This window comes from Streptomyces albireticuli, from assembly GCF_021228125.1.
Lineage (GTDB): Bacteria > Actinomycetota > Actinomycetes > Streptomycetales > Streptomycetaceae > Streptomyces > Streptomyces albireticuli.
Map to the genome: position 1 here is coordinate 203,646 of NZ_JAJQQS010000014.1, position 23,893 is coordinate 227,538.

At 74.2% G+C, this 23,893-nt stretch carries 19 protein-coding genes and 1 riboswitch; of the genes, 14 read left to right on the forward strand and 5 right to left on the reverse strand.

The annotated features are described in order from the left end of the window. Positions 1–37 precede the first annotated feature (37 nt). Positions 38–222, forward strand: a riboswitch (cobalamin riboswitch). Positions 223–408: 186 nt separating this feature from the next. After that, positions 409–2,730: a 5-methyltetrahydropteroyltriglutamate--homocysteine S-methyltransferase gene (metE, locus tag LUZ64_RS24725; protein ID WP_095582006.1), complete on the forward strand. Its 2,322-nt coding sequence runs from the start codon at positions 409–411 to the stop codon at positions 2,728–2,730. 282 nt (positions 2,731–3,012) lie between these two features. On the opposite strand, the gene LUZ64_RS24730 is transcribed toward metE, so the two are convergent. The 3 genes from LUZ64_RS24730 to LUZ64_RS24740 all read right to left on the reverse strand — a co-directional run bounded on the left by LUZ64_RS24730 (position 3,013) and on the right by LUZ64_RS24740 (position 6,603). After that, positions 3,013–3,870: a GNAT family N-acetyltransferase gene (locus tag LUZ64_RS24730; protein WP_232398758.1), complete on the reverse strand. Its 858-nt coding sequence runs from the start codon at positions 3,868–3,870 to the stop codon at positions 3,013–3,015. A gap of 86 nt (positions 3,871–3,956) precedes the next feature. Then, positions 3,957–5,408, reverse strand: coding sequence for an amino acid permease (locus tag LUZ64_RS24735; protein WP_095578911.1), 1,452 nt, complete (start codon positions 5,406–5,408; stop codon positions 3,957–3,959). Between the two features lie 238 nt (positions 5,409–5,646). Continuing rightward, positions 5,647–6,603 (reverse strand): hypothetical protein, encoded by a 957-nt coding sequence (locus tag LUZ64_RS24740; protein ID WP_211304917.1) that lies wholly within the window; start codon positions 6,601–6,603, stop codon positions 5,647–5,649. A gap of 383 nt (positions 6,604–6,986) precedes the next feature. Between LUZ64_RS24740 and LUZ64_RS24745 the strand changes: the two genes are divergently transcribed. From LUZ64_RS24745 to LUZ64_RS24795, 11 genes are all read left to right on the forward strand, one after another. Next, complete coding sequence (locus LUZ64_RS24745) at positions 6,987–7,193, forward strand: type II toxin-antitoxin system VapB family antitoxin (protein ID WP_095578907.1); 207 nt, start codon at positions 6,987–6,989, stop codon at positions 7,191–7,193. A 49-nt stretch (positions 7,194–7,242) separates the two neighbouring features. Next, the gene (locus LUZ64_RS24750) at positions 7,243–8,226 is read left to right on the forward strand and encodes an endonuclease/exonuclease/phosphatase family protein (protein WP_095578906.1); all 984 of its coding nucleotides are present in this window, start codon (positions 7,243–7,245) and stop codon (positions 8,224–8,226) included. Between the two features lie 873 nt (positions 8,227–9,099). After that, complete coding sequence (locus LUZ64_RS24755) at positions 9,100–9,303, forward strand: hypothetical protein (protein WP_143593015.1); 204 nt, start codon at positions 9,100–9,102, stop codon at positions 9,301–9,303. A 214-nt stretch (positions 9,304–9,517) separates the two neighbouring features. Continuing rightward, on the forward strand, positions 9,518–10,084 hold the full coding sequence (locus LUZ64_RS24760; protein WP_095578904.1) for a MauE/DoxX family redox-associated membrane protein: 567 nt from the start codon (positions 9,518–9,520) through the stop codon (positions 10,082–10,084). Positions 10,085–10,160: 76 nt separating this feature from the next. After that, positions 10,161–10,712 (forward strand): TlpA family protein disulfide reductase, encoded by a 552-nt coding sequence (locus LUZ64_RS24765; protein WP_095578903.1) that lies wholly within the window; start codon positions 10,161–10,163, stop codon positions 10,710–10,712. Continuing rightward, positions 10,709–12,697, forward strand: a complete 1,989-nt coding sequence (locus LUZ64_RS24770) for an ABC transporter ATP-binding protein (protein ID WP_095578902.1) — start codon at positions 10,709–10,711, stop codon at positions 12,695–12,697. The genes LUZ64_RS24765 and LUZ64_RS24770 overlap by 4 nt, the downstream gene beginning before the upstream one ends. Then, a complete protein-coding gene (locus LUZ64_RS24775) occupies positions 12,694–13,191 on the forward strand; it encodes a S26 family signal peptidase (RefSeq protein WP_232398760.1) in 498 nt (165 codons plus the stop codon). Before LUZ64_RS24770 ends, LUZ64_RS24775 begins: the two co-directional genes overlap by 4 nt. Before the next feature lie 48 nt (positions 13,192–13,239). Continuing rightward, positions 13,240–14,001 carry a class I SAM-dependent methyltransferase gene (locus LUZ64_RS24780; RefSeq protein WP_095578901.1) on the forward strand — a complete coding sequence of 254 codons (762 nt, stop codon included), beginning with the start codon at positions 13,240–13,242 and terminating at the stop codon, positions 13,999–14,001. A 131-nt stretch (positions 14,002–14,132) separates the two neighbouring features. After that, the gene (locus tag LUZ64_RS24785; protein WP_095578900.1) at positions 14,133–14,972 is read left to right on the forward strand and encodes a hypothetical protein; all 840 of its coding nucleotides are present in this window, start codon (positions 14,133–14,135) and stop codon (positions 14,970–14,972) included. Between the two features lie 27 nt (positions 14,973–14,999). Then, on the forward strand, positions 15,000–16,877 hold the full coding sequence (locus LUZ64_RS24790; RefSeq protein WP_232398762.1) for an AbeC-like domain-containing protein: 1,878 nt from the start codon (positions 15,000–15,002) through the stop codon (positions 16,875–16,877). Between the two features lie 4 nt (positions 16,878–16,881). Continuing rightward, on the forward strand, positions 16,882–17,277 hold the full coding sequence (locus LUZ64_RS24795) for a DUF5955 family protein (protein WP_095579408.1): 396 nt from the start codon (positions 16,882–16,884) through the stop codon (positions 17,275–17,277). Positions 17,278–17,792: 515 nt separating this feature from the next. Here LUZ64_RS24795 and LUZ64_RS24800 read toward each other — a convergent pair. Together LUZ64_RS24800 and LUZ64_RS24805 are read right to left on the reverse strand one after the other, a co-directional pair. Next, positions 17,793–19,637: an ABC transporter ATP-binding protein gene (locus LUZ64_RS24800; RefSeq protein ID WP_372478739.1), complete on the reverse strand. Its 1,845-nt coding sequence runs from the start codon at positions 19,635–19,637 to the stop codon at positions 17,793–17,795. Further along, entirely contained in the window at positions 19,634–21,331 is a 1,698-nt protein-coding gene (locus LUZ64_RS24805) for an ABC transporter ATP-binding protein (RefSeq protein WP_095579409.1), read from the reverse strand. The genes LUZ64_RS24800 and LUZ64_RS24805 overlap by 4 nt, the downstream gene beginning before the upstream one ends. A gap of 215 nt (positions 21,332–21,546) precedes the next feature. Here LUZ64_RS24805 and LUZ64_RS24810 point away from each other — a divergent pair, with 215 nt between their 5' ends. Together LUZ64_RS24810 and LUZ64_RS24815 are read left to right on the forward strand one after the other, a co-directional pair. Beyond that, the gene (locus LUZ64_RS24810) at positions 21,547–22,611 is read left to right on the forward strand and encodes a FecCD family ABC transporter permease (protein WP_372478740.1); all 1,065 of its coding nucleotides are present in this window, start codon (positions 21,547–21,549) and stop codon (positions 22,609–22,611) included. Positions 22,612–22,664: 53 nt separating this feature from the next. Next, positions 22,665–23,693 carry a FecCD family ABC transporter permease gene (locus LUZ64_RS24815; protein WP_308251789.1) on the forward strand — a complete coding sequence of 343 codons (1,029 nt, stop codon included), beginning with the start codon at positions 22,665–22,667 and terminating at the stop codon, positions 23,691–23,693. Positions 23,694–23,893 lie beyond the last annotated feature (200 nt).

The window sequence follows — 23,893 nt, forward strand, 5'->3', positions numbered from 1 at the left end:
CAGGGGCGGGGCCCAGCGCCTAGGCTGACGGTGCAGCTGGTTCGCCCTGCTCGCCAGGCAGGCGCGTCGTAAGAGGGAACCCGGTGGGAATCCGGGACTGCCCCGCAGCGGTGAGCGGGAACGACCGCCGTCATCAGCACTGGCCCGACGAGGGCCGGGAAGCGACGGCCAGTAGGAGCCTCGTGTCCCACGAGACGTGCCCGCGAGTCCGAAGACCTGCCACTGCCCGCGTGCACGGACGCGCGCGGAGATCCCGGTGACCTCGAGGGCGGGTCGGCGTACATATCAGGCGGTCGCACACGGCGGTTCGATCCGGACCCGCTCCGTGGCCCGCCCGGTTCGCCGTCCCTTCGCGCCCTCGACCCGTCCCCGGGGTCGTATCGGAAGAAGCTCGCGAAGGAGAGTTCCGTGACCAGCAAGTCCGCAGCCGCGGCAGCACGGGCCACCGTGTACGGCTACCCCCGCCAGGGCCAGAACCGGGAACTGAAGAAGGCCGTCGAAGGCTACTGGAAGGGCGGCGTGGGTGCCGGTGAACTCCGGCGGACAGCGGCCGAGTTGCGCGCCACCGCCTGGCGCCGGCTCGCCGAGGCCGGCATCGACGAGGTGCCCACCGGCGATTTCTCGTACTACGACCACGTCCTCGACACCAGCGTCATGGTCGGCGCCGTCCCGGCCCGGCACCGCGCCGCCGTCGAGGCGGACGCCCTGGACGGCTACTTCGCGATGGCCCGCGGCACCCAGGACGTGGCGCCGCTGGAGATGACCAAGTGGTTCGACACCAACTACCACTACCTCGTGCCCGAGCTGGGCCCGGACACCGTCTTCACGGCCGACTCCACCCGGCAGGTCACCGAGTTCGCGGAGGCCGCGGCCCTCGGCCTGACCGCGCGCCCCGTCCTCGTCGGGCCGGTCACCTACCTCCTGCTGGCCAAGCCCGCGCCGGGCGTCGCGGCCGGCTTCGACCCGCTGACGCTCCTGGACCGGCTGCTGCCCGTCTACGCCGAGGTCCTCGCCGACCTGCGGGCCGCGGGGGCGGAGTGGGTCCAGCTGGACGAGCCGGCGCTCGTCCAGGACCGCACCCCGGCCGAGCTCAACGCCACCGCGCGTGCCTACCGGGACCTGGGCGGGCTGACCGACCGGCCGAAGCTCCTGGTCGCCTCCTACTTCGACCGGCTCGGCGCGGCCCTGCCCGTACTGGCCAAGGCGCCGGTCGAGGGGCTCGCCCTCGACTTCACCGGCCCCGCCGCCGCCAACCTCGACGCCCTCGCGGCGGTCGGCGGCCTGCCCGGCAAGCGGCTCGTCGCGGGCGTCGTCGACGGCCGCAACGTCTGGATCAACGACCTCACGGCGTCGCTCACCACCCTCGCCACGCTCCTCGGCCTCGCCGGCCGGGTGGACGTCGCGGCCTCCTGCTCGCTGCTGCACGTCCCCCTGGACGCCACCGCCGAGCGCGACATCGATCCCCAGATCGCCCGGTGGCTGGCCTTCGCCCGGCAGAAGACCGCGGAGATCGTCACCCTGGCCCGGGGGCTGGCCAAGGGCACCGGCGCCATCGCGGCGGAACTCGCCGCCAACCGCGCCGACCTGGCCTCCCGGGCCGGTTCCGCGCTCACCCACGACCCGGTCGTGCGGGCCCGTACCACCGCGGTGACCGACGCCGACGCCCGGCGCCCCCAGCCGTACACCGAGCGTGCCGCCGCCCAGCGGGCCCGCCTCGGACTGCCGCTGCTGCCCACGACCACGATCGGCTCCTTCCCGCAGACGGGCGAGCTGCGCGCCGCCCGCGCCGGTCTGCGGGCCGGCCGGATCGACACGGCGGCGTACGAACGCCGCATCGAGGAGGAGATCCGTGAGGTCGTCTCCTTCCAGGAGAAGGCCGGGATCGACGTCCTGGTGCACGGCGAGCCCGAGCGCAACGACATGGTGCAGTACTTCGCCGAGCAGCTCACGGGCTACCTCGCCACCCAGCACGGCTGGGTCCAGTCGTACGGCACCCGCTACGTCCGGCCGCCGATCCTCGCGGGCGACATCTCCCGCCCTGAGCCGATGACGGTGCGCTGGACGTCCTTCGCCCAGTCGCTGACCGACCGTCCCGTGAAGGGCATGCTCACCGGACCCGTCACCATGCTCGCCTGGTCCTTCGTCCGCGACGACCAGCCGCTCGGCGAGACCGCCCGCCAGGTCGCACTCGCCCTGCGCGACGAGGTCGGCGACCTCGCGGCGGCGGGCAGCTCGGTGATCCAGGTCGACGAGCCCGCGCTGCGCGAGACGCTGCCGCTGCGGTCCGCGGACCACGCCGCGTATCTCGCGTGGGCCACGGAGGCGTTCCGGCTGAGCACCTCCGGCGTCGCTCCGGACGTCCAGATCCACACCCATATGTGCTACGCCGAGTTCGGCGACGTCCTCCAGGCCATCGACGACCTCGACGCCGACGTCATCAGTCTGGAGGCCGCCCGCTCCCACATGCGGGTCGCCGGTGAGCTCGCCACGGCCGGCTACCCGCGCGAGATCGGACCGGGCGTCTACGACATCCACTCGCCCCGCGTCCCCTCCACGGCGGAGGCCGCGGCGCTGCTGCGCACGGGGCTGGAGGCGATTCCGGCGGAGCGGTTGTGGGTGAATCCGGACTGCGGGCTGAAGACGCGGGGGTGGGGCGAGGTGCGGGAGTCGTTGGAGAACCTGGTGGCGGCGGCGCGGGAGGTTCGTGACGGGCTGTCACAGACGTCCTGACCTTCCGGTCCGGGTCTGAAGCGGGGCGGCCCGGGGCGTGGCCAGGGGGACGGTGCCGCTGCGCGGGGCTTTGTCCCCTGCCCGCCCCTTCCCGTAACCGGGGGCTTCGCCCCCGGGCCCCCGGCCGCGCTGACGCGCGGTGTCCTCAAGCGCCGGACGGGCTGAAATCAGCCCGTCCGGCGTTTGAGGACCGGGGTCCGGGGCGGAGCCCCGGGTCGGGAAGGGGCGGGGCTGGGGAAAGGCCCCGCGCAGCGGCAACCCCCACCCGCGCCCCGCCCGCCCTTACCCCAGCTCCAGACTCGTCACCCCGAACCCCCGCTCCGCCCGAACCTCCGGCACAGCCCCCGTATACATCCGCACCGTGTGCGAACTCGCCTTCAACCCCCGCCCCGTCACCACCGCATGCCCGGCACGGTGCGGCTCCGGCACGTCCACACACACCTCCTCGTCCTCCCCCACCGACCCGACGAGCGCGTCGAGCAGCGCCTCCGCCCCCTCCTCCGTGTCGGCGAACAGCGGGCCGACGCGCTGCCCGCTGCGCGCGGGGCGGATCACGCCGTATCCGGCGATCTCGCCGTCGCGCAGGTGGGCGTAGGCCGTGTGGCCGGGCGCGGTGAGCCAGCGGGTGAGGAAGGCGCGCCGGTCGGCGGGGAAGCACTCCTGGTCGTAGGCGGCGATCGCGTCGAGGTGGGCGGGGGTGACGGGTACGACGCCGGGCGCCGTCGGGGCGCCGCTCCGGTCCGGGCGGCCGGTGTAGCGGATGGTGTCGTGGGCGGTGACGAAGCCGGAGCGCTCGTACGTGGCCCGCTGCGCGGGCACCGCGTCCAGGCCGACGGTGCGGTCCCCGGCGTGCGGGAAGGCCGCGCGCCAGGTGGCCAGGCCCAGGCCCTGGCGCCGGAGTTCGGGGTGGACGAGGTAGTAGCCGAGGAACGCGTACCGCGGCGAGTAGGTGACGATCGAGAGCGCCGAGACCGGGCGTCCGTCGATGCGGCCGAGGAAGAACCCGGCGGGGTCGGTGGGGTGGAAGCAGGCCGTGTCGCCGGAGCCGGGGTTCCACCCCTCGTCGGCGGCCCACTGCGCCACGTGGTGCCAGTCGTCCAGCGAGGCGCGGGTGACGGTGAGCGCGTCGAGGGGGTTCATAGTGTTCCGTTCGTCCCTTCACAGGGGTTTCTGGGATGCGGTGAGGAGAGGTGAGGCCGCGCCGGGCGGGCGGCCTCCGCCAGGGGTCAGATGAGGTCCATGGCGGCCACTTCGTCGGGACGCCCGTAGCTGACGGGCCCCTGGAAGCGGTGCCGGGCGCTGGCGAACCACCACACCGTGGCGATGAGCAGGACGACGCCCAGGGCGATCGGCGCGTAGTTGAAGGAGGTCGCGGTGATCGGGGACGCCTGGGGCAGCATGAACAGCACGTTGCTGATGACGATCCAGGTCACGGCGATGGCGGCGACGAGCTTGCCGTAGCGACCGAGGTTCCAGGGGCCGGGCTGGAAGTCGTCCAGCCGCAGGCGCAGGAAGATGGGCACGCCGTAGGCGAGGAAGAGCCCGACGACGTTGACGCTGACGACGGCGGTGAAGGCGGTGTGGGACCACCAGCCGGGCAGGACCAGCACCAGGGGGCAGGCGGCGGCGAGCCAGACGGCCTTGACGGGGGTGCGGGTGCGCGGGGACACCGAGTGCCACCAGCGGGAGCCGGGCATGGCGCCGTCCCGGGAGAAGGCGAAGATCTGCCGGGTGTTGCTGGTCATGTTGGCCAGGCCGCAGAACAGCATGGCGCCGATCACGATCAGCAGGAGCAGTTTGGCGGTGCCGGCGCCGAGCGCGTCGATGAGGATCTGCACCGGCGGCGCCGAGGCGGCCGCCTCCTGGGCGTAGTCGCGGATGGCGTAGACGAGGGCGAGCATGAGGATCAGGCCGGCGAGCGCGGAGTAGGCGATGGCCCGCATGATGCCCTTGGGGGCGTTGACGGTCGCCTTGACGGTCTCCTCGGACATATGGAAGCTGCCGTCGAAGCCGGTGAAGGTCCAGCTGGTGACGAGCAGGCCGAGCATTCCGCCGTAGATGCCGTTGGTGAAGCCGGTGTTGTTGGCGAAATGGGTGACGAAGGACGCCGACTGGTGCTGGTCGGGTATCACGGTCAGGGCGGCGACGATCACCACCATGCCGATCAGCAGCCACCACACGGATATCCGGTTCACTACGGCGACCAGTTGCACCGTATAGGTGTTGGCCAGTGCCTGGAGGACGAGGATCACCGCGGTGATGCCGACGGCGTGCCGGGGGTCCGGGTGGTAGGAGGGCCACTGCATGGCGACGAACGCCTGGATGAAGGTGGCGGCGGCGTAGTTGGTCGCGGCCGTGCCGCCGACCTGGCCGACGAAGTTCAGCCAGCCCGTGTACCAGGACCAGGCGCCGCGGTGCCGCTTGGCGAGCTTGCCGGCGGAGAAGTAGAGGGCGCCGCTGGTCGGGTAGGCGGAGGCGATCTCGGCCATCGCGGCGCCGACGAAGAGCACCATCACCGAGACGCCGATCCAGCCGAAGACCAGGACGCGCGGGCCGCCGGCGCCCATTCCGAAGCCGAACGAGGAGAAGATGCCGGAGATGATGTTGATGATGGTGAAGGAAATCGCGAAATTGTCGAAGGCCCGGAAGCGGCGGGTGAGTTTTCGCGGGTAACCCATGGCGTGGAGCGTGGCGTCGTCGTCGAGGACGACGGGGACCGCGGGCGAGTGACGGGCTCTCGTGCGGGCGAGAAATCCGGGACCGGGCACAACCGCGACCTTTCCTGGGAGACAGAAGGAGGGGACAGAAGAAGGAGGGGACAGAAGGAGGGGACGGAGAGAAGACACAGAAGGAGGGACAGGGCAATGAACTGAAGAAACAAGAAAAGGGACAAAAAGCAGGAGCGTGGAGTGTCCGTCAGGCGGCCCCGGGCACCGGAAGTCCGCACATGCGCCGGACCTTGGTCAGCTGTTCCTCCGGGTCGCCGAACATGCTCCACGGCATTCTGGAGGCGTACGGGCCCATGGCCGTGAGGACGGCCCGCGCCTCGAATTCGCACTGCGCCATGAACAGCGCGTGCGCGAGATAGGCGAGGTCCAGCACGGGCGTGAAGCGGTATTCGGCCACGTGGGGCAGCCAGTCCCGGTAGACGCCCAGGGCGGTCGCCCGCCAAGGGGGCTGTTCCCAGGTGTGGTTCACCAGCGGGGAGGCCGGGTTGTAGTCCTCGACCAGGGTGACCAGCGGGAGGAGCCGCAGGGGCGAGGAGGCCGGGGCGCGCTGGCCGAGGAAGGCGGCGACGTCCCACGCCGCGTTCGCCGAACCGCCGTGGCGGGCGAAGAAGAAGGACAGGAAGCGGTGGTGGGCCTCGCGGTGCCAGGGGTCGAGCCGGAGGATGTGGGAGAACAGCGACCAGGGGCCGGGCGGTGCGGTGAGCAGTCCGCGCGGGGCGGGGTCGCGCGGCCGGTGGATGCGGGCCAGGGTCAGCTTCGCCACCCACGGTGTGGGGTCCTCGGGCGCCAGCTCGGCGGCCCGGTCGCAGGCGGCGACGGCGATGCGGCCAAGCGGCAGGGCCCGCTGGTCCTCGGTGTCGGCCGCGCGGACGGCGCGGAGCACCGCGACCCGGGCCCAGAGCAGCGCGGACCCGGCCCCCGGCTCCTCGGCGAGCCAGCGTTCGGCCAGGTCGGAGTCGGCCGCCTCCGACGCGAGGACGGACGATCTGTGGGCGCGCAGCCCGAAATCGCCCCGGGCCTCCTCCAGGGCGTCGTGCGCGCTCAGGTAGCGTCCCGCGCGGACGTCGACGCACGCCCGCGCGAGCCGGCGGTCATCGGCCGCCGGATGCCACACGTACTGCCCCTCGAATAAGTCAGCGGTCATGTTCTCCTGCCGATCCTGCCGACGACTCTGCCCCGCCCATGTCGAATTGAGCCGGATTCCCTCCCCAGCACCACGGCGGCAGGCCATACCCTACTGAGCATCAACTCGAAACGGAACTGGCCATCCGAAATACCTGGTTCCACATCATTTCCCGTCCGTGGCAAGGAAGACGGGCCTCCTCCCATTCCCTCGGCCGGCTCCGCGCAGCGCATTGGTACGGAGTAACCGCGCGGCGTCCGCACCCTATTCGACCGGCTCCGGGCGGGTACCGCCAGGGCCGGGTCCGGGGTTCCGCGCGGGAGCGGACCGGGGCGGGTGCCGGGCGTCCGTACCCTTGCTAGAGTCCGGCTCCGACGCAGCCGTCCCGGGAAGGGGGCCCGCCGATGGCGAAGGCCAAGGTCACTGTCAGCCTCGACGCCGAACTCGTGGTGGAGGTCATGGTCCTGGCGGGGGTGAGCTCGCCCCAGGACGCCGTCGAGGCGGTGGTGCGCGACTACATCGCGCGCGGCCACCGCACGGAGGCCCGTACGGGCAGCCGGGACCTCACCCCGCGGGAGCCGGTGAACGAGCCACGGGAACAGCAGGGCTGAGAGCGGCGACCGTCTCCGGCCAGGAGACCCAGGAGTCCCAGGAGGCACCGTGTCCGCATCCGTTCCACCGCGCACGTCACTTCTTCCGCCGGGGGCTCCGCTGAGCCGGCGTACCGCGCTGCGCGCGACCGCGGCGGCGACGGTCACCGGCGCCACGGCCGCCGCCGTCGCCCCCGCCGAAGCGGCCGGTGTCGCCGTTCCCGTCCCGGACACCCGAACGGCCCCGGCCGGCGGCGGGCCGGCCCCGGAGGCCGCGCGCGGTCTCCGGGTGATGTCCTTCAACCTCCGCTACGCCTCCGAGACCGGTCCGCACCCCTGGTCGGAGCGCCGCCCCGTCATGCGCCGCCTGCTGCGCCGCGAACGCCCGCACCTGCTGGGCACCCAGGAGGGTCTGCACGGTCAGCTGCGCGACCTCGCCGAGGACCTCGGGCCCCGCTACGGATGCGTCGGGCTCGGCCGGTTGGGCGGCAGTCACGACGAGTTCGCGGCCGTGCTCTACGACACCGAGCGGCTCGTCCCCGAGGAGTACGACCACTTCTGGCTGTCCGGCACCCCCTCCCTTATCGGCTCGGCCACCTGGGGCAACACGGTGGTGCGCATGGCGACGTGGGTCCGCTTCACCGACCGGCGCACGGGATCCGGGTTCTACGCCCTCAACACCCATCTCGACCACGCCCACCAGTACGCCCGGGAGCGCTCCGCGGCCCTGGTCACCGAACGGCTGCGGGCCCTGGACCCGGCCCTGCCCCGCGTCGTGACGGGCGACTTCAACGTGCCCGCCCACCGCAATCCCGTGTACGACGCCATGCTCGACCACGGCTCGCTGGCCGACACCTGGGACGCCGCGGCCGAACGCGGCCCGCAGTACGCCACGTTCCACGGCTACCGCCCGCTCGTCCCCGGCGGCGACCGCATCGACTGGATCCTCGCCTCTCCGTCGGTGCGCGTGTCCAGGGCGGACATCAACACCTTCTCCGAGCAGGGCCGTTTCCCCAGTGACCACCTGCCGGTGCAGGCGCTGCTGGAACCGTGACCGAGGCGCGCCGGCCGCCGGCGCCGGTCCGGACCGCCTTCCGCGCCCCTTCGCGTCGCCTTCGGGTATCCGCCCGGCTCCCATCTGATGATCGAAGGGCGACGCCGGGCGCGCAGGACGCGGGTCGACCGTCCAGAACCGGCCTCCGGCGGCCGGAACGCGCCCGTCCGCCGGACGCCTCTCCCCCGCCGCCGAACCCCACGTCACCGCCGCCCTGACGCCCGTACCGCGCTCCCGGCCCGGTACGGCGACCGGCCGCCACCGACACGGACGCGAGCCCTCCGTGGGCCGATTGCGCGAAAGCCGGAGCCGGCGTGGTGGGCCGCGCGTCTACGCGGCGCCCGGGAACCGGCGCGCTCCCCCTGTTCCCGCCCTCTTCACGCCCGCCGGGCCCGTTCCCGCGACGCCCCGCGGGGCCACGGCGATGTCCTGAACCCGCCCTGGCGTCCCGCGGCCTTCCGTGGAACGAACGGCTTCCGGGGGCGCGCGACGCGCCACCGGCGCTCCGGCCGGAAAGCACCGTCCCGGTGCCGCGTGATCGCCCGGCGGCGTGGCGGAGAACCGTGGCACGGACGGCTCTGGCCATGGGTTCGCCTTCCCATCGGTACGGAGGCGAAGGTTCACCTTCGGAGAGGAATGTGCCGGTCCGGGGGCTGCCGGACACGACCGGCCCGCCCGGCCCCGCCGCCGGGGCCGGGGCCGGCACCACCGCCCCGCGCACCCGGCAAGGGTCGTTTCCGGTTGCCCGCCGGTCGTGCGGCCCGGCCCGCGCGCTCCCCGCGCACGGCTGGAAACGGCACTTCCCGCCCTGCCGCAACGTCGTGAAACTCAAGCGTCGTAAGCACGGGACACCAGCCCGATCAAGAGAGGTGTGTGTCAATGTACGAAAGGCTCACGGCACTGGGCAGTCGCCTTCTCGGTAAGTTCGTTCCCGAGATCGACGCGGCCGCGGCGGAGATCCTGGCCTGCCGCAACTACGGGGCCTGCTGGCAATGCGCCGGCAAGTGCGGCTACAACGCGCCCTGTTACGCGTGCTGCAACTCGTCCGGCTGCCCGACGGTCATCTGTCACTGCTGACCCGGCACGGCAAGGCGCAGGACGGTACGAACCGTCCGAACGGCCGACCGGGGGCGCCGCCCCCCACCGGACACGGGTCGTGGCACGGCTCCTTCCCGCCCGACCCCCCGCTCCGGGACCGGACCCCCGGTCGGCGCGCGCGGCCCGTCCCCGGCGGTCCGCGCGACCGCACCGCTCACCCGCCCCGCACCGCCCGCAGAAGGAGGAATTCCAGGTGGGTTATCTGGCACTCGGGATCCGCTGTCTGATCGGAGCGGTGTTCCTCGCCTCCGCCGTCAGCAAGGTGGGCGGGCGAGGGGCGTTCGGCCGCTTCGTGTCCTCGGTGCGCGACCTGAGGCTCGTCCCGCCGCGTTCGGCCGCCCCGGTGGCGCTGTGCGTGGTGGCCGCCGAGGCCGCCGTCTGCCTGCTGCTCGCGGCGCCCGGACCGGGTGCCGTCGCGGTGGCGGGCTTCGCGGTGGCGGGTGTGCTGCTGGGCGGCTTCGCGGCCGCCGTCACGCTGTCCGTACGGCGGGGGGTACGGACCCCCTGCCGGTGTTTCGGCGCGTCGACGAGGCCGCTCGGCCTCAGGCACGTCGTCCGGAACCTCGCTCTCACGGCCGCGGCGAGCGCCGGCGCGGCCGCCGTGCTCGTATCCGGCGCCGTCCGCCCGGACGCCCCGGGCGGTGTGGTCGTGGCGGTCACCGGCGGCCTGCTCCTGGGCGGGCTGGTGGTGACCCTCGACGACATCCTCGACCTGTTCCGGCCCGTCGGCCCGGCACCGGGCCTCGCCCGCGGCCGGTGACCGCGCACGGACACGACGACCGAGGCCCCGCACCCCGGACGGCCTCGGAAAATGGACCCCAGAGGAGAGGACTCCGATGCCCGTCCTGATCGCGGCGGTGGTACTGGTGGGATCGCTCTGCACGCTCGACCTGCTGCTCACGCTCGGTGTGGTCAAGCGGCTGCGGGAGCACACCGAACTGCTGGCCAAGGTGTCCGAGAACATGCCGGGCATGCCGCCCGTCATCGGTGTCGGCGAGGAGGTCGGCGAGTTCACGGCCGTCGGCGTCGACGGCGAGGCGCTGACCCGTGAATCGCTGCGCGGGGACACCCTGGTGGCGTTCTTCTCGCCCAACTGCGAACCCTGCCACGAGATGCTGCCGCGCTTCGTGGCGTACGCCCGGGCCAGGAGCGGCGACCGGGAGCGGGCGCTGGCCGTGGTGGTCGGCGCCGCCGACCTGGCCGCGGAGCAGGTCGAGGCCCTCCGCCCGGTGGCGCGGGTCGTCGTCGAGGGCAGCGACACCGCCCTGACCACCGCGTTCCGGATCAAGGGCTTCCCCACGGTGCTCAGGGTCGCCCAGGACGGCCACGGCCACGCCGTGGTCGCGCAGAACAGGGTGAACCTGGACTCCCCCGCCGTCGCGGCATGAGCGAGCGGGACCACGGCGGGCCCGGACCCGGGGGACCCGCGCCGCGCCCCGCCGGCCGGGGTGCGGACGAGGCCGACCGGGAGCCCGTGGGCTCCGCCGGCCCCGCGGCCGTGCTGCGCCGGACCGCCGCGGCCGCCGCCCTGGTGGCCCGCGCGGCGCCCGGCGCGCTGGCCCTCCATCTCGCGCTCACCCTGGCGGTGGGCGCGCTCCCCGTGGTCACGGCCTGGCTGACCAAGCTGCTGCTGGACGCCCTGGCCACCGGCGCCCCCTCGGGCCGGGTGATCGGCCTGGGGGCGGGACTCGCCGCGTCCGGGGTGGTCCTCGGGGTGGTGCCCCAGATCGGCCAGTACCTGCGCGCGGAGCTGGACCGGAAGGTGGGGCTGCTGGCGGAGGACCGGCTGTACACGGCGGTGGAGGGCTTCGCGGGCCTGGGCCGGTTCGAGAACCCCCTCTTCCTCGACCGGCTGCGGCTGGCGCAGGGCGCCGGTGGCGGCAGCCCCAACCAGGCCGTCGACGGAGCCGTGGGCATCGCCCGGGCCGCCCTCACCATCGGCGGGTTCCTCGGGTCGCTGGCCCTGCTCAGCCCGTTGATGACCGGGCTGGTGCTGGCGGCCGCGGTGCCCACCCTGCTGTCCGAGATCGCGATGGCCCGGCGGAAGGCGCGGACCCTCTGGGAGGTCGGGCCGGTCGAGCGCAGGCAGATGTTCTACGGCGAGCTGCTGTCCAGCGTGGAGGCGGCCAAGGAGATCCGGCTCTTCGGCATCGGCGCCTTCCTGCGCGGCCGGATGCTCGCGGACCGGCGGACCGCCGACGCCGCGAAACGGGCGGTGGACCTGCGGGAGGCGTGGATCCAGTCGGGACTCGGGCTGCTGGCCGCGGGCGTGTCCGGCGGCGGGCTGCTGTGGGCGGTGGGCGCCGCGCGCTCCGGGGCGCTGTCACCCGGCGACGTCGTGATGTTCGTGGCCGCGGTGGCCGGGACGCAGGGCGCGCTGGCCGGTCTGGCGGGCGAGGTGGCCCGCGCCCACCGGGCGCTGCTGATGTTCGACCACTACCTCGCGGTGGAGCGGGCCGGGCCCGACCTGCCCGTGCCCGTACGGCCCGTGCCGCTGCCGGCCCTGGACCGGGGCATCGAGCTGCGCGACGTCTGGTTCCGGTACTCGCCCGAGCACCCCTGGGTGCTGCGGGGGGCGAGTCTGCGCATCCGGCACGGCGAGGTGCTGGCGCTGGTCGGGCTGAACGGCGCGGGCAAGTCCACGCTGGTCAAGCTGGTCTGCCGGTTCTACGACCCGGACCGCGGGGAGATCCTCTGGGACGGCGTGGACATCCGCGCGGTCGACGTGGCGGAGCTGCGGCGGCGGATCGGCGCGGTGTTCCAGGACTACATGCACTACGACATGACGGCCGCGGAGAACATCGCCCTCGGCGATCTGACGGCCCTCGGCGACCGCCCCCGGGTGCGGGCGGCGGCGGAGCGCGCCGGGATACACGCCAGGCTGGCCGGCCTGCCCCACGGGTACGACACGCTGCTGTCGCGGAGGTTCTTCATGGAGTCCGACAAGGACGACCCGGAGACCGGTGTGGTGCTCTCCGGCGGTCAGCGGCAGCGGCTCGCGCTCGCCCGCGCGTTCCTCCGGGACCGGCGGGACCTGATGATCCTCGACGAGCCCTCGGCGGGCCTCGACGCCGAGGCGGAGCACGAGATCCACACGGCGCTGCGGCGGCACCGCGCCGGGCGGACGAGCCTGCTCATCTCGCACCGTCTCGGTGCGGTGCGCGACGCCGACGTCATCGCCGTACTGGAGGACGGGCGCGTCGTGGAGCGGGGCCCGCACGCCGAGCTGATCGGGTCCGGCGGGCGGTACGCGCGGCTGTTCGCCCTCCAGGCGGCGGGGTACCGCGCGGAGCCCGGGGGCGAGGACGGGCCCCCGTTCACCGGGGAGTCCCCGGTGGGCCGGGGACACCCGACGGCCGGAGGTGCCAGGTGACCGCGGAGCTCGCCTGGTGGACGGCGCTGGGCTGCGCGGCCGTCGTCGCGGCCGTGCTGGGACTGGTCGTCCTGCTCTCCCTGGCGCGCGGTCTGGTCGTGGTCACCGTGCGCGGGGCGAGCATGGCGCCGGCGTTCCGGGACGGCGACAGGGTCCTGGTGCGGCGCGGCCCGCGGCCGGCGGTGGGCCAGGTGGTGGTGGCGGAGCGGCCGGCCGGCGGTGGTACGTGGGACGGCCCGCCGGTGCGGTCCGCGGCCGGTGCCGCCGAGGTGCGCGGCCGGGAGTGGCTGATCAAGCGGGTGGCCGCGGTGGCCGGCGACCCGGTGCCGCGCGACCGGGTCCGGTCCCTGGCGGAGGTGCCCGAGGAGCGGGTACCGGCGGGCCGCGTCGTCCTGCTGGGAGACAATCGGAAGGTCAGCTTCGATTCCGGGGAGGTGGGGTACTTCCCGGCCGACCGGGTGCTGGGCACGGTGCTGCGCCGGCATACGCCCTGACGAAGAAATGCCTTTGCGTTTCTTCCTCTCCGCCGTAAAGATCCAGGTATGTCACGTACTTTCGACGAACTCGTGGCCGAGGCGGAAGCCGCCCCGGTGGAGGGCTGGGACTTCTCCTGGCTGACGGGCCGGGCCACCGAGCAGCGGCCGTCGTGGGGCTATCAGCGCACGATGAGCGAGCACCTGGCCCGCGCGTCGGCCGCCCTCGACATCCAGACCGGCGGCGGGGAGGTCCTCGCCGGCGCGGCGAAGCTGCCCCCGCTGATGGTGGCCACGGAGTCCTGGCCGCCCAATGTCGCCAAGGCGACCCGGCTGCTGCACCCGCTGGGAGCGGTCGTGGTGGCCGACCCCGACGAGCCGCCGCTGCCGTTCGGCGACGAGGCGTTCGACCTGGTGACGAGCCGTCACCCGGCGACCGTGTGGTGGGCGGAGATCGCCCGTGTCCTGCGGCCCGGCGGCACCTATCTGGCCCAGCACGTCGGCCCGGCCAGCGTCTTCGAGCTCGTCGAGTACTTCCTCGGGCCGCAGAGCGAGGAGGTCCGCCGCAGGCGCCACCCCGACGACGAGTGCCGGGACGCCGAGGCCGCCGGCCTCACCATCGCCGACCTGCGGTTCGAGCGGCTGCGGACGGAGTTCTCCGACATCGGCGCGGTGGTCTACTTCCTGCGCAAGGTGATCTGGATGGTGCCGGGGTTCACCGTCGACGGGTACCGCGACCGGCTCCGGGAACTGCACGAGAGGATCGGGCGCGAGGGTCCGTTCGTCGCCCACTCGACCCGCTTCCTCGTCGAGGCCCGCAAGCCCGCCTGACCTCGGGGCGGCACCCGGAACGGGGCCCCGGACCCCGAGGCAACAGGAACATCAACTTCCCTGTCATCCCCAGGAGTTGACAACGCGCACGGGAAGGATGACAGTGCGCTGAAGCGACCGGGGGATGTCGGATGGCCGAGGACGACGGCGACGCGCCGATACGCTGGGACAGCACGGCACGTGGGGGCGCGGGCGGCTGGGTGACCGCGTCCGGCGGCACCTCGCGGGCCGGGCCGCGGGCAGGGACCGGGCGCGGGGCGCCTCCGGGGCCGGACACCGGGGGTGGCGGATTCTCCGTGCGGCCGAGGGTTCTCCTGTTCGCGGTCGGCGGTGCCCTGGTACTCGCCGCGGCCGTCCTGCTCGTCGCCGGGTTCCTCTTCTCCGGTTCCACCGGAGACGCCGGCCCGGCCGACGCGGCGACCGGCGGCCACACCTCCGCCGGACCGCCGGCCTCACCCGCCGCACCCGGCGGCGAACCGTCCCGGGCGCCGACCTCGCCCTCGGCCCCGTCCGGCGCGGCCGACACCCAGGCCGCCGCCCTCGACGCGCTGCTGACGAGGAGCGCGGCGGACCGCGAGAAGGTCACCGCCGCGGTGTCCGCCGTCGACTCCTGTGCCTCCCCCGCCTCCGTCGCCGCGGCGGAAGAGGCCCTGGACGCCGCGGCGATCCGCCGTGACGGCCTGGTCTCCGACCTCTCCCGGCTCCCGCTGGACGCCCTCCCGGACGCCCGGTCCGCCGCGGCGGACCTCCGCGCGGCCTGGCGGCACTCGGCGGACGCCGACCGGGCGTTCGCCCGCTGGGCCGCCGATGCCGCCGGCTGCTCGCCCGGTGACGTCCCGCGCGGGTCCGCCTTCACCCGGGCCGCCGGCAGCAGCGAGCTCGCCACCGCGGCCAAGAAGGAATTCCTGCGGAAGTGGACGCCGATCGCCACGCGGTACGGACTGCCGGCCCGTGACGACACCCGGATCTGACGACCCGACGGAAGGGCCCGCGCCACGATGACCCGACCCCCCGGCCCGCAACCGCCCCCGGACCCCCGGCCGCCCGGCACCCGGCCGCCGGGCCCCGTGCCCCGCGATCCGGACAGCGCCCTGTGGCAGCTCGTCAAGGCGCAGGCGGGCAGCAGGCCCGGAGACGCCACCGCCTGTCTGCGCGGCGCCGCCCACACCGACCGCGCCTTCCGCGACGCGGTCGTCGCGGAGCTGGCGGAGAACCCGCACCGGGTCCCGCCACCGTCCTACGGGGTGGACCTCGTGGCGGTGCTCAAGGAGTGCTTCTTCGCGCGGCGCCGGGCCGCGCGGCGCGGGGCACTCATGCTCGTACTCCCCTTCCCGCTGCTTCCGCTCGACGTGACCGGGGCGCTGCTGCCGCCGCTGCTGGTGCTGGTCGCCCGGTTCTGGCTGTTCGTGGCCCGCGTGGTGACGGGCGCGGTGGAGCGGGGCGCCGAACGGACGGGGAGCGAGCGCGCCGTGCGGGGCGGCCGGGTATTGACGGCCGTCCTGTGGCTGCTCGTCGTCCTGTTCCTGGCCTCCACGGTGCTGGGCGGTGTCAGCGGCCTGGTGGCGGGCGGCACGGTCCGGCACCTGCTCACCGCCCTGCTCGTCCTCGCGGGCTGGACGGCGGTGGCGGCCGTGGACCAGTACCGCCGGACGTGCCTGCTGCACCTCTTCGCGACGGGACGGGCGCCGGTCCGGCCCGACGGGCACGGCCGCACCGCGGCGCGGTTCCGGCAGCTGGCGCGCCAGCAGGCCGATCCCGACGTCATCTACAGCGACTACGCGCCGTTCGTGGGCGCCGGCATCGAGATGGACTCCTGGTCGTTCGCGATCGAGCTGCTCCCCGACACCGACCGCGCGGACCGTCCGTCGTCGGACGGACGGCTGGGGAAGCGGCTGGGCGAGCCGCTCGCCGAACCCCGGGAGCTGACGGTCCCGGCCGTGCACGCGCGGATCCGGGCCGAACTCCTCCGGCTGGGCGAGGCCGGTTCGTACCCCGGTGACCGGATGCACGGCATCCAGGTGGACGACTGCGTCATGAAGAGCGGTCTGCGGCTGGGCCCGGCCGCGGACTGGAGCGGTACGGTGCCGGGCACGGCGTTCCACCGGATGGCTCCGTTCGCCCGGCGCGCCGCCGCCGTCGAACTCGGTCTGGCGCCGGGCGACCCCGTGCCCGCGACCTGGTGGCCGGACAGCCTGGACGTGGCGGCCGAGGAGCGGTTGCGCCACTACCTGGCGGCCCGGGTTGGCAGTTGGGAGGGCGAGGTGGTGCTCACCGTCTTCAGCCGGGTGCAGTTGCAGGGCGGTCTGCTGTTCCTGGAGTCCCGCGCGTTCCTGCTGCCGCCGATCGCCCGGAAGTACCACGCCATCGACGACGTGATGCCGCCGGCCGACGCGGCGGACTGGGCCGCACTCGTGCGGCGGGCGCTGGGCTCGGCCGTCGTCCTGGCCGGGGAGGCCCCGCGCGACCTGCTGCGCGGACCGCGGACCGCCGCGCTGACGACGCGCAACGAGGACTGGTACGCGCGGATGTGCCGGACCGACCGCGTGGTCGACCACGGGCCCAGGTACTCGGTGCGGGAGCTGGCCGCGGAGCCCCACTACCAGCAGCTGTTCCAGGAGATGGACGTCGACCGCTTCCTGACCGGCATCAGCACCCGTACGGTGACGGCGGTGCGCGGCTGTCTCCACGACGCGGGTTACCGCACCTCGGAGTACGACTCGCGCGCCAATGTCGTCTTCGACAATTCGGTGCACGTCAACGGCACCGTGCACGGCAATGTCCAGACGGGCGACCGGGCACGGGCGAGCTACCGGACGGTCACGCCGCCGCGGCCGCACATCGGGTCCGGCTCCGGACCCTCCTCGTCAGGGAGTTGAGACGGTGTCCACATCTCCAGGCGGCGACCGCCGCGTCCATGTCTCCGGCGAGGTCACCGGCAACATCCAGACCGGTGACCACGCCAGGGCCGGGTTCGTCCGGTACGAGGCCGCGCCGGGTGGCGCGGCGGAGACGGCCGAGGTCCGGCGGCTGCGCGAGGCGGTGGCGGACCTGCGGGAGCGCCTGCGCGCCCTCTCCCCCGACGAACTGCCGTCCCCGGCCGCCGAGGCGGCGGCGGGGGCGCTGGACGAGGTGGACGACGCGCTGCCCGCCGACGGGGAGCCGGGGCTGGGGCGGGTGCGGCGCGCGGTGTTCCTGGTGTCCGGTGCGCTGGTCTCGGTCGCTTCCCTGACGGAGGGCGTGAGGGCGCTGCGGGACGCGGCGGCGCCCTGGTTCTGACGGGCCGGATCCGAGGGACGGGTTCTGGCGGGCTGCTGCCGACGGACCGGTGCCGAGGGGCAGGTGCCGAGGGGCCGGTTCTGACGGACCGGTTCTGACGGGCCGGTGCGCGGAGGGGCGCGTCGGCGAGGTTTGCGCCGGGGGCGCGTGGCAACCCGGTCACGGACCCCGTCCCTCGTGGAAGGAGTTCCGGTGGTCGCCGTCGTCTTCCTGTTGCCTCCCCTCCTGCTGTGCGCGGTGCTCGCCCTGGGGCGCTACGAGGAGCGCATGCTGCCCTCGTCCCGCGCCCGGCACCGCACCCGGCCGCACTGAGCGCGAACCGCTACGAGCGGGCGCGCGGAGCACGGTCCGGCGGCCACCACACACCGGACCGGACCGTCCCGCCCCGCCCCGCCTTCGCCGACCGGCCCCGTACTCCGACGGCCCGGGAACGGCGACGCCCACGCCGAAGGCCCCCGGCACACCGGGGGCCTTCGGAACAAGCGGTCGGGGCGGTCGCGGTGCGCCGCCGGGGGTCAGCCCGTGACGGCCTCCCGGCGGCTCTCCGCCCACGCTCCCCACAGCGCCGCGTACCGTCCGCCCGCCGCCACGAGTTCCTCGTGCGTTCCCGATTCGACGACGCGGCCGCCGTCGAGCACGACGACGCGGTCCGCCGTCGCGGCCTGGGTCAGGCGGTGGGCGACGATCAGGCTCGTACGGCCGGAGAGGGCGCGGGCCGCGGCCGTCTCCAGGGTGCGGGCGCCGGCGCTGCCGGCGTCGGCGGTGGCCTCGTCGAGGATGGCGACCGGCGGGTCGGCGAGGACGAGGCGGGCGAGGGCGAGGTGCTGGGCCTGGGTGACCGTGAGGCGGTGGCCGCCCTCGCCGACGACCGTGGCGAGCCCGTCCGGGAGTTCCTCCACCCAGGACAGGGCGTCGACCTTCTCCAGGGCCGCGCGCAGCTCGTCGTCCGTGGCTTCCGGCCGGGCCAGCCGCAGGTCGTCGGAGAGCGCGCCGGCGAAGACGTGCACCTCCTGGCTGATGAGGGTGACCGCCCGGCGGATGCCCGCGGGGCCCAGCTCCCGGCTGTCGACGCCGCCGAGGGCGACGGAGCCGCCGGACGGCTGGTGGATGCCGGCGATCAGCTTGGCGAGGGTGGTCTTGCCGGCGCCGCTGGCGCCGACCAGGGCGACGCGTTCGCCGTCGCGCACCGTCAGGTCGACGTCGTGCAGCACCGGGCGGCCGGTCACGTACGTGTGGCTGAGCGCGGTCACCCGGACCGAGCCGTCCGCGGGCGCGGCGGGCCGGTCGGGCTCCACCTCGCCGGGCAGGGTCGAGACGCCGACGAGGCGGGCCAGGCTCGCCCCGGCGGACTGCGCGTCGTCGATGAGGACGAGCGCGGCGTTGAGCGGGTTGAAGAGGCTGTGGAAGTACAGGGCGGCGGCGGTCGCCGTGCCGATGCTGACGGAGCCGTTGTCGACCAGGAAGAAGCCGGTGACGAGGACCGACGTGAGGCCGAGGAACTCGGCGATGTTGAGCCGGGAGAAGAAGCCCGTCACCAGCCGGTTGCCGCGCAGCGCCAGGTCGACCGCCGACTGCGACCGCTCTCCGACCAGGTCGACGTGACGGCCGGTCAGGCGGAACGCGCGCACCGTGCGGACGCCGCCGACGCTGTCGAGGAGCTGGTGCTGGAGGGCGCCCGTGGCCACGCGGTGCGCGGCGTAGACAGGGATGGCGCGGCTCATGTACCAGCGCACGGTGAAGTAGTGGACGGGCGCCGCGATCAGGACGACGAGCGCGAACCGCCAGTCCAGCACCGCGAGGCCGACCAGGGTCAGCACGATGGTGAAGACAGAACGGCTGAACTCGGGCAGGGCCTGGCGCACCGTCTGCGCGATGAGGGCCACGTCGCCGGTGACCCGGGAGGTGAGGTCGCCCGAGCCGGCCTTCTCGACGCGTTCGAGAGGCAGCCGCAGCGCGCGCTCGATGAACTGCTCGCGCAGGCTCGCGAGGACGGTCTCGCCGAGCCGGGCGACGAGGGAGCTGCCGACGGCGGTGGCGGCGCCGCGTCCCACGGCGACCGCGACGAGGAGGATCATCGGCCAGGTCAGGGCGTCCGCCCCGCGCCGCTGGACCACCTGGTCGACGATGTGGCCGAGCAGCGGGGCGGTGAGCAGGCCGATGCCCGTGCCGACGAGCAGGACGGTCACCGCCACCACCGCCAGCCCCCGGTGGCGCCGCAGCAGCGGGCCGACGACGGCGAGCGTCTGGGCGCCGGTGGCGGTCGGCAGGAGTGCGCGGTCCGGCGTGCCGGCTGTGCTCATCGTCCGTCCGTTCTCGTTCGTGGTGGCGTCGGGGGCGGCCGGAGCCGACGTGGCGGTCATGCGAGCACCACCGAGCGGTACGCCGCGTCGGCGGCCGCGAGTTCGGTGTGCGGGCCGTCGGCGGTCACGGTGCCCCCGTCGAGGACGACGACCCGGTCGGCCGTCGCGAGCAGGGCGGGACTGGTGGTGACCAGGATCGTGGTGCGGCCCTCGCGGAGCTCCCGGAGCCGGCCGGCGATCCGGGACTCGGTGACCGTGTCCACCGCGGTGGTCGGGTCGTGCACGACCAGGACGGGCGGGTCGGCGGCGAGGGCGCGGGCGAGCGCGACGCGCTGGCGCTGGCCGCCGGAGAGCGAGCGTCCGCGCTCGTCGATCAGGGTGCCGAGGCCGTCGGGCAGGGTGCCGGCGACCTCGTCGGCCGCCGCGGCCCGCAGCGCCGGCGCGGCGCCCGCGGCGTCGCCTTCGCCGCCCGCCAGCACGTTGTCCAGCAGTGTGCCCTCGAACAGGTCGGCGTCGTGGTGGGCGACGAGGATCGCGCGGCGCGTCCCGACGGGGTCCAGCTCGGACAGGCCGACGCCGTCGAGCTCGATCGACCCCTCGTCCGGTACGGCCTCCCGGCCCAGGCAGACCAGCAGGTCGGCCGCGGTCGCGGGGTCCTTCGCGACGACGCCGACGAGGCTGCCGGGGCGGATGTCGAGGTCGACGCCGCGCAGCGCCCCGTGCCGTACGCCTCGCAACCGGAGTGCCCCGGCGACCGGTTCGGCCGGAGCGGCCGCGCCGGCGGGCACGGCGGGCGGTGCCGCGAGCACGGAGGCGATCCGGTCCGCCGACGCGCGGCCCTGGGCGAGCTGGCCGTTGACGTAGGTGAGGAGCTGGAACGGGCCGAGGAGGAACTGCGCGAGGCCCACGGCCGCGACCAGGTCGCCGACGCTGATGTCGCCGCTCATGGCCAGGTGCGCGCCGACGAGCCCGATGATCGCGATGAAGATGCCGGTCAGGGCGAGGATCGCGCCGTCGTGCCAGGCCCGGCTCCCGGCCGCGCGCAGGGCCGCGGCCAGGGAGTCCTGGCTGGTGCGCCGGTAGCGGTCCACGGCGGCCGCCTCCGCGCCGAAGCCCTTCAGCACCCGGAGGCCCGAGACCAGGTCGGTCGCGATGCCGGAGGCCTGGGCGGCGTGTTCCTGCTCGGTTCCGCTGCGCCGTTCGAGGGGCAGGCTGATGCGGTGGCCGAGCCACAGCAGCGGCGGGATGCCGAGCAGGACGAGCAGGCCGAGCGGCACCGATATCCGGAGCAGCGCCACGGCGCTGATGGCCAGTCCGGCGAGCGCCGAGACCCCGTACGGCAGGACGGTCGCGACGCCGCCGACGCGCTTGGCGTCGCTCGTGGCGATGGTGGCGAGCACGCCGGGGAGCCGGTCCTTGTCCGCGCCGCCACGCGGGTCGAGCACCCGGGCGCCGAGGTCGCGGCGGAGCAGATGGGCGGCCTGTTCACCGGCGCGTTCGCCCATCCGCGCGCCGATGCGGTAGCAGCTGGACAGGACGAGGAAGAGGCCGGCGAGCACCAGCAGCCAGCGCAGCAGGGCCCCGGACGAACCGGTCGCCACCGCTTGGTCGATCACCAGGCCGATCACGACCGGGACCATCGCCTCGCACGCTTGGTGCGCCGTGCCCAGGAGCGAAGCCCCGGCCACATGACGACGTTGGCCCGCGATCGCCCTTCGGAGGACGTCGCCCCCCGTCGGTCCTCCATCGAGCATCGCTACCTCCACAGACACAGCAGTAAGTTAGGTAAGGCTACCTTAACTATCTTGGTCGGGGCGGGGTCGCACGTCACCCCGGACCGGCCGCACCCCCACCCGGCAACCGGCGTTGACCTGGGCGAAGTTATTCGATTAGGTTTACCTAAGTTGTCGCGCTGCCGGAGGTCTGTCCTCTCCGGCCCAGCCGTCGTACCGAGCCAGGGAGGCCCTTGTTGTCAGTCGAGGCGCCGGAGGAACCCGGAATCGGTGTCGGCGGCACCCCGGCCACCCGACGGCCCCCGGCCGCGCTCTGGCGCGGTCTCGGGCTGCTCGTCGCCGTCGCCGTACTGCTCCTGCTGTCCCTGGCCGGCATCTGGCTCGGCACCCGGGACATCCCCTTCACCGCGACGTGGAGCCTGCTCTGGCACGACGACGGTTCGAGCGCCGCCGTAGTCATCCATGACTACCGCGTCCCCCGGACCGTGCTGGGCCTCCTCGTCGGCGTGGCCCTGGGCCTCTCCGGCGCGCTGATGCAGGCGCTGACCCGCAATCCGCTCGCCGACCCCGGCCTCCTCGGCGTGAGCCTGGGCGCCTCGACGGGCGTGGTGGTGGGCATCGCCTTCCTCGGCGTCGGCACGGTCCTCGGCTATGTGTGGTTCGCCTTCCTCGGCGCCGCCCTCGCGTCCGTCGCCGTCCACCTCCTCGGCTCCGCCGGGCGGAGACTGGTCACACCCGACAGGCTCGTCGTCGCCGGGGCGGCCGTGACCGCGGTGCTGTACGCCTTCAACTCGGCGGTCCTGCTGCTCCATCCGCGCGCCTTCGACGAGTTCCGGTTCTGGACGGTGGGCTCGCTCGCCGGCCGGAAGTTCGACGTGGTGTACGTGATCCTGCCCTTCGTCGTGGTCGGCGCCCTGATCGCGCTGGCCCTGGCCCGCCCGCTGAACGCCCTGGCCATGGGCGACCAGGTGGGCCGGGCGCTGGGCGTCCACGTCGGCCGCACCCGGCTGTTCGGGGCCGTCGCCGTGATGCTGCTGTGCGGCGCCGCCACCGCCGCCGCGGGGCCCATCGGCTTCGTCGGCCTCGCCGTGCCGCACATCGCCCGCTTCGTGGTCGGCCCCGACCAGCGGTGGGTGATGGCCTACTCCGCGCTGCTCGCGCCGATCCTGCTGATCGGCGCGGACGTGCTGGGCCGCGTCCTCGGCTACCCGGGAGAAGTACAGGTGGGCATCGTCACCGCCTTCTTGGGAGGCCCCTTGTTCCTCGCCCTCTGCCGCCGCCGGAAGCTGGTCATGCTGTGAGCCCCGTACAGTCCGTGCAGGACACCCGACCCGGGGCCCGGGGGCGCGGTGGCGTGATCGTACGCGGCCGGGGCGGCCGGGTGTCGCTGCGGATCGGGGTCCGACCGGTCGTCGTGGGCCTGGCGCTGCTCGCCGCCCTGGTCGTCACGGCGGGGGCCTCCCTCACCACCGGCGACTTCGAACTGTCGGTCGGCGAGGCCTTCCAGGCGCTCATCGGCAACGGCTCCGGAAGCGCCGACTTCATCGTGAACACCTTGCGCCTGCCACGACTGCTGACCGCGATGGCCGTCGGCGCCGCCCTGGCCGTCAGCGGCGCGATCCTCCAGAGCCTGTCGCGCAACCCGCTCGGCAGCCCGGACATCATCGGCTTCACCAACGGTTCGGCGACAGGCGCCCTGACCGTCATCGTCGTGCTCCACGGCGGCATGGCCCAGATCGCGGCCGGCGCGCTGATCGGCGGGCTGGCCACCGCCGTGGTCGTCTACCTGCTGGCGTTCACCCGGGGCTCGCAGGGCTTCCGGCTCGTCGTCATCGGCATCGGGGTGAGCGCCATCCTGCTCGCCGTCAACTCCTATCTGATCACCCGGGCGAGCCTGCAGGACGCGCTGGAGGCGCAGACCTGGCTGATCGGCAGCCTCAACAGCCGCACCTGGGACCAGGCGACCATGATGGGCGTCGCGCTCGCGGTGCTCCTTCCCATCGCCTTCCGGTTCGGCCGCAGGCTGTCCCTGCTGGAAATGGGCGACGACACGGCCAGGGCGCTCGGCGTCGACGCGGCCCGCACCCGGCTGGTCCTGCTGGCCGTGAGCGTCGGCCTGGCCGCCGTCGCCACCGCCGCGACGGGCCCGATCTGGTTCGTCGCCCTCGCGGCCCCCCAACTCGCCCGCCGCCTCGCCCGCTCCTCCGGCCCCGGCCTCCTCCCGGCGGCCCTCATGGGCGCGGTGCTGCTCGCTGTGAGCGACTTCGCGGTGCAGCGGGTCTTCTCGCCGGCGCTGCTGCCGGTGGGGACGGCGACGGGGACGGTGGGGGGGCTGTATCTGATCGGGTTGCTGGTCGCGGAGGCGCGGAAGTCTCGGGCGTGAGGGTGGTGGGGGTCGCCCTGCGGGGCTTCTTCCCCTGCCCGCCCCTTCCCGAATGTCCTCAAGCGCCGGACGGGCTGAAAATCAGCCCGTCCGGCGCTTGAGGACCGGGGTCCGGGGCGGAGCCCCGCCACGCGGCGGAGCCGCACATCGGATGCAGCGGGAAGGGGCGGGGCCGGGGAACAAGCCGCCCGCAGGGCCCC

Coding starts and splice junctions, on each gene's coding strand:
- LUZ64_RS24740 (WP_211304917.1), bottom strand. CDS start 6,603: ATGACCGCTGACTTATTCGAGGGGCAGTACGTGTGGCATCCGGCGGCC.
- LUZ64_RS24735 (WP_095578911.1), bottom strand. CDS start 5,408: ATGGGTTACCCGCGAAAACTCACCCGCCGCTTCCGGGCCTTCGACAAT.
- LUZ64_RS24780 (WP_095578901.1), top strand. CDS start 13,240: ATGTCACGTACTTTCGACGAACTCGTGGCCGAGGCGGAAGCCGCCCCG.
- LUZ64_RS24765 (WP_095578903.1), top strand. CDS start 10,161: ATGCCCGTCCTGATCGCGGCGGTGGTACTGGTGGGATCGCTCTGCACG.
- LUZ64_RS24730 (WP_232398758.1), bottom strand. CDS start 3,870: ATGAACCCCCTCGACGCGCTCACCGTCACCCGCGCCTCGCTGGACGAC.
- LUZ64_RS24800 (WP_372478739.1), bottom strand. CDS start 19,637: ATGACCGCCACGTCGGCTCCGGCCGCCCCCGACGCCACCACGAACGAG.
- LUZ64_RS24790 (WP_232398762.1), top strand. CDS start 15,000: ATGACCCGACCCCCCGGCCCGCAACCGCCCCCGGACCCCCGGCCGCCC.
- LUZ64_RS24745 (WP_095578907.1), top strand. CDS start 6,987: ATGGCGAAGGCCAAGGTCACTGTCAGCCTCGACGCCGAACTCGTGGTG.
- LUZ64_RS24770 (WP_095578902.1), top strand. CDS start 10,709: ATGAGCGAGCGGGACCACGGCGGGCCCGGACCCGGGGGACCCGCGCCG.
- LUZ64_RS24805 (WP_095579409.1), bottom strand. CDS start 21,331: ATGCTCGATGGAGGACCGACGGGGGGCGACGTCCTCCGAAGGGCGATC.
- LUZ64_RS24785 (WP_095578900.1), top strand. CDS start 14,133: ATGGCCGAGGACGACGGCGACGCGCCGATACGCTGGGACAGCACGGCA.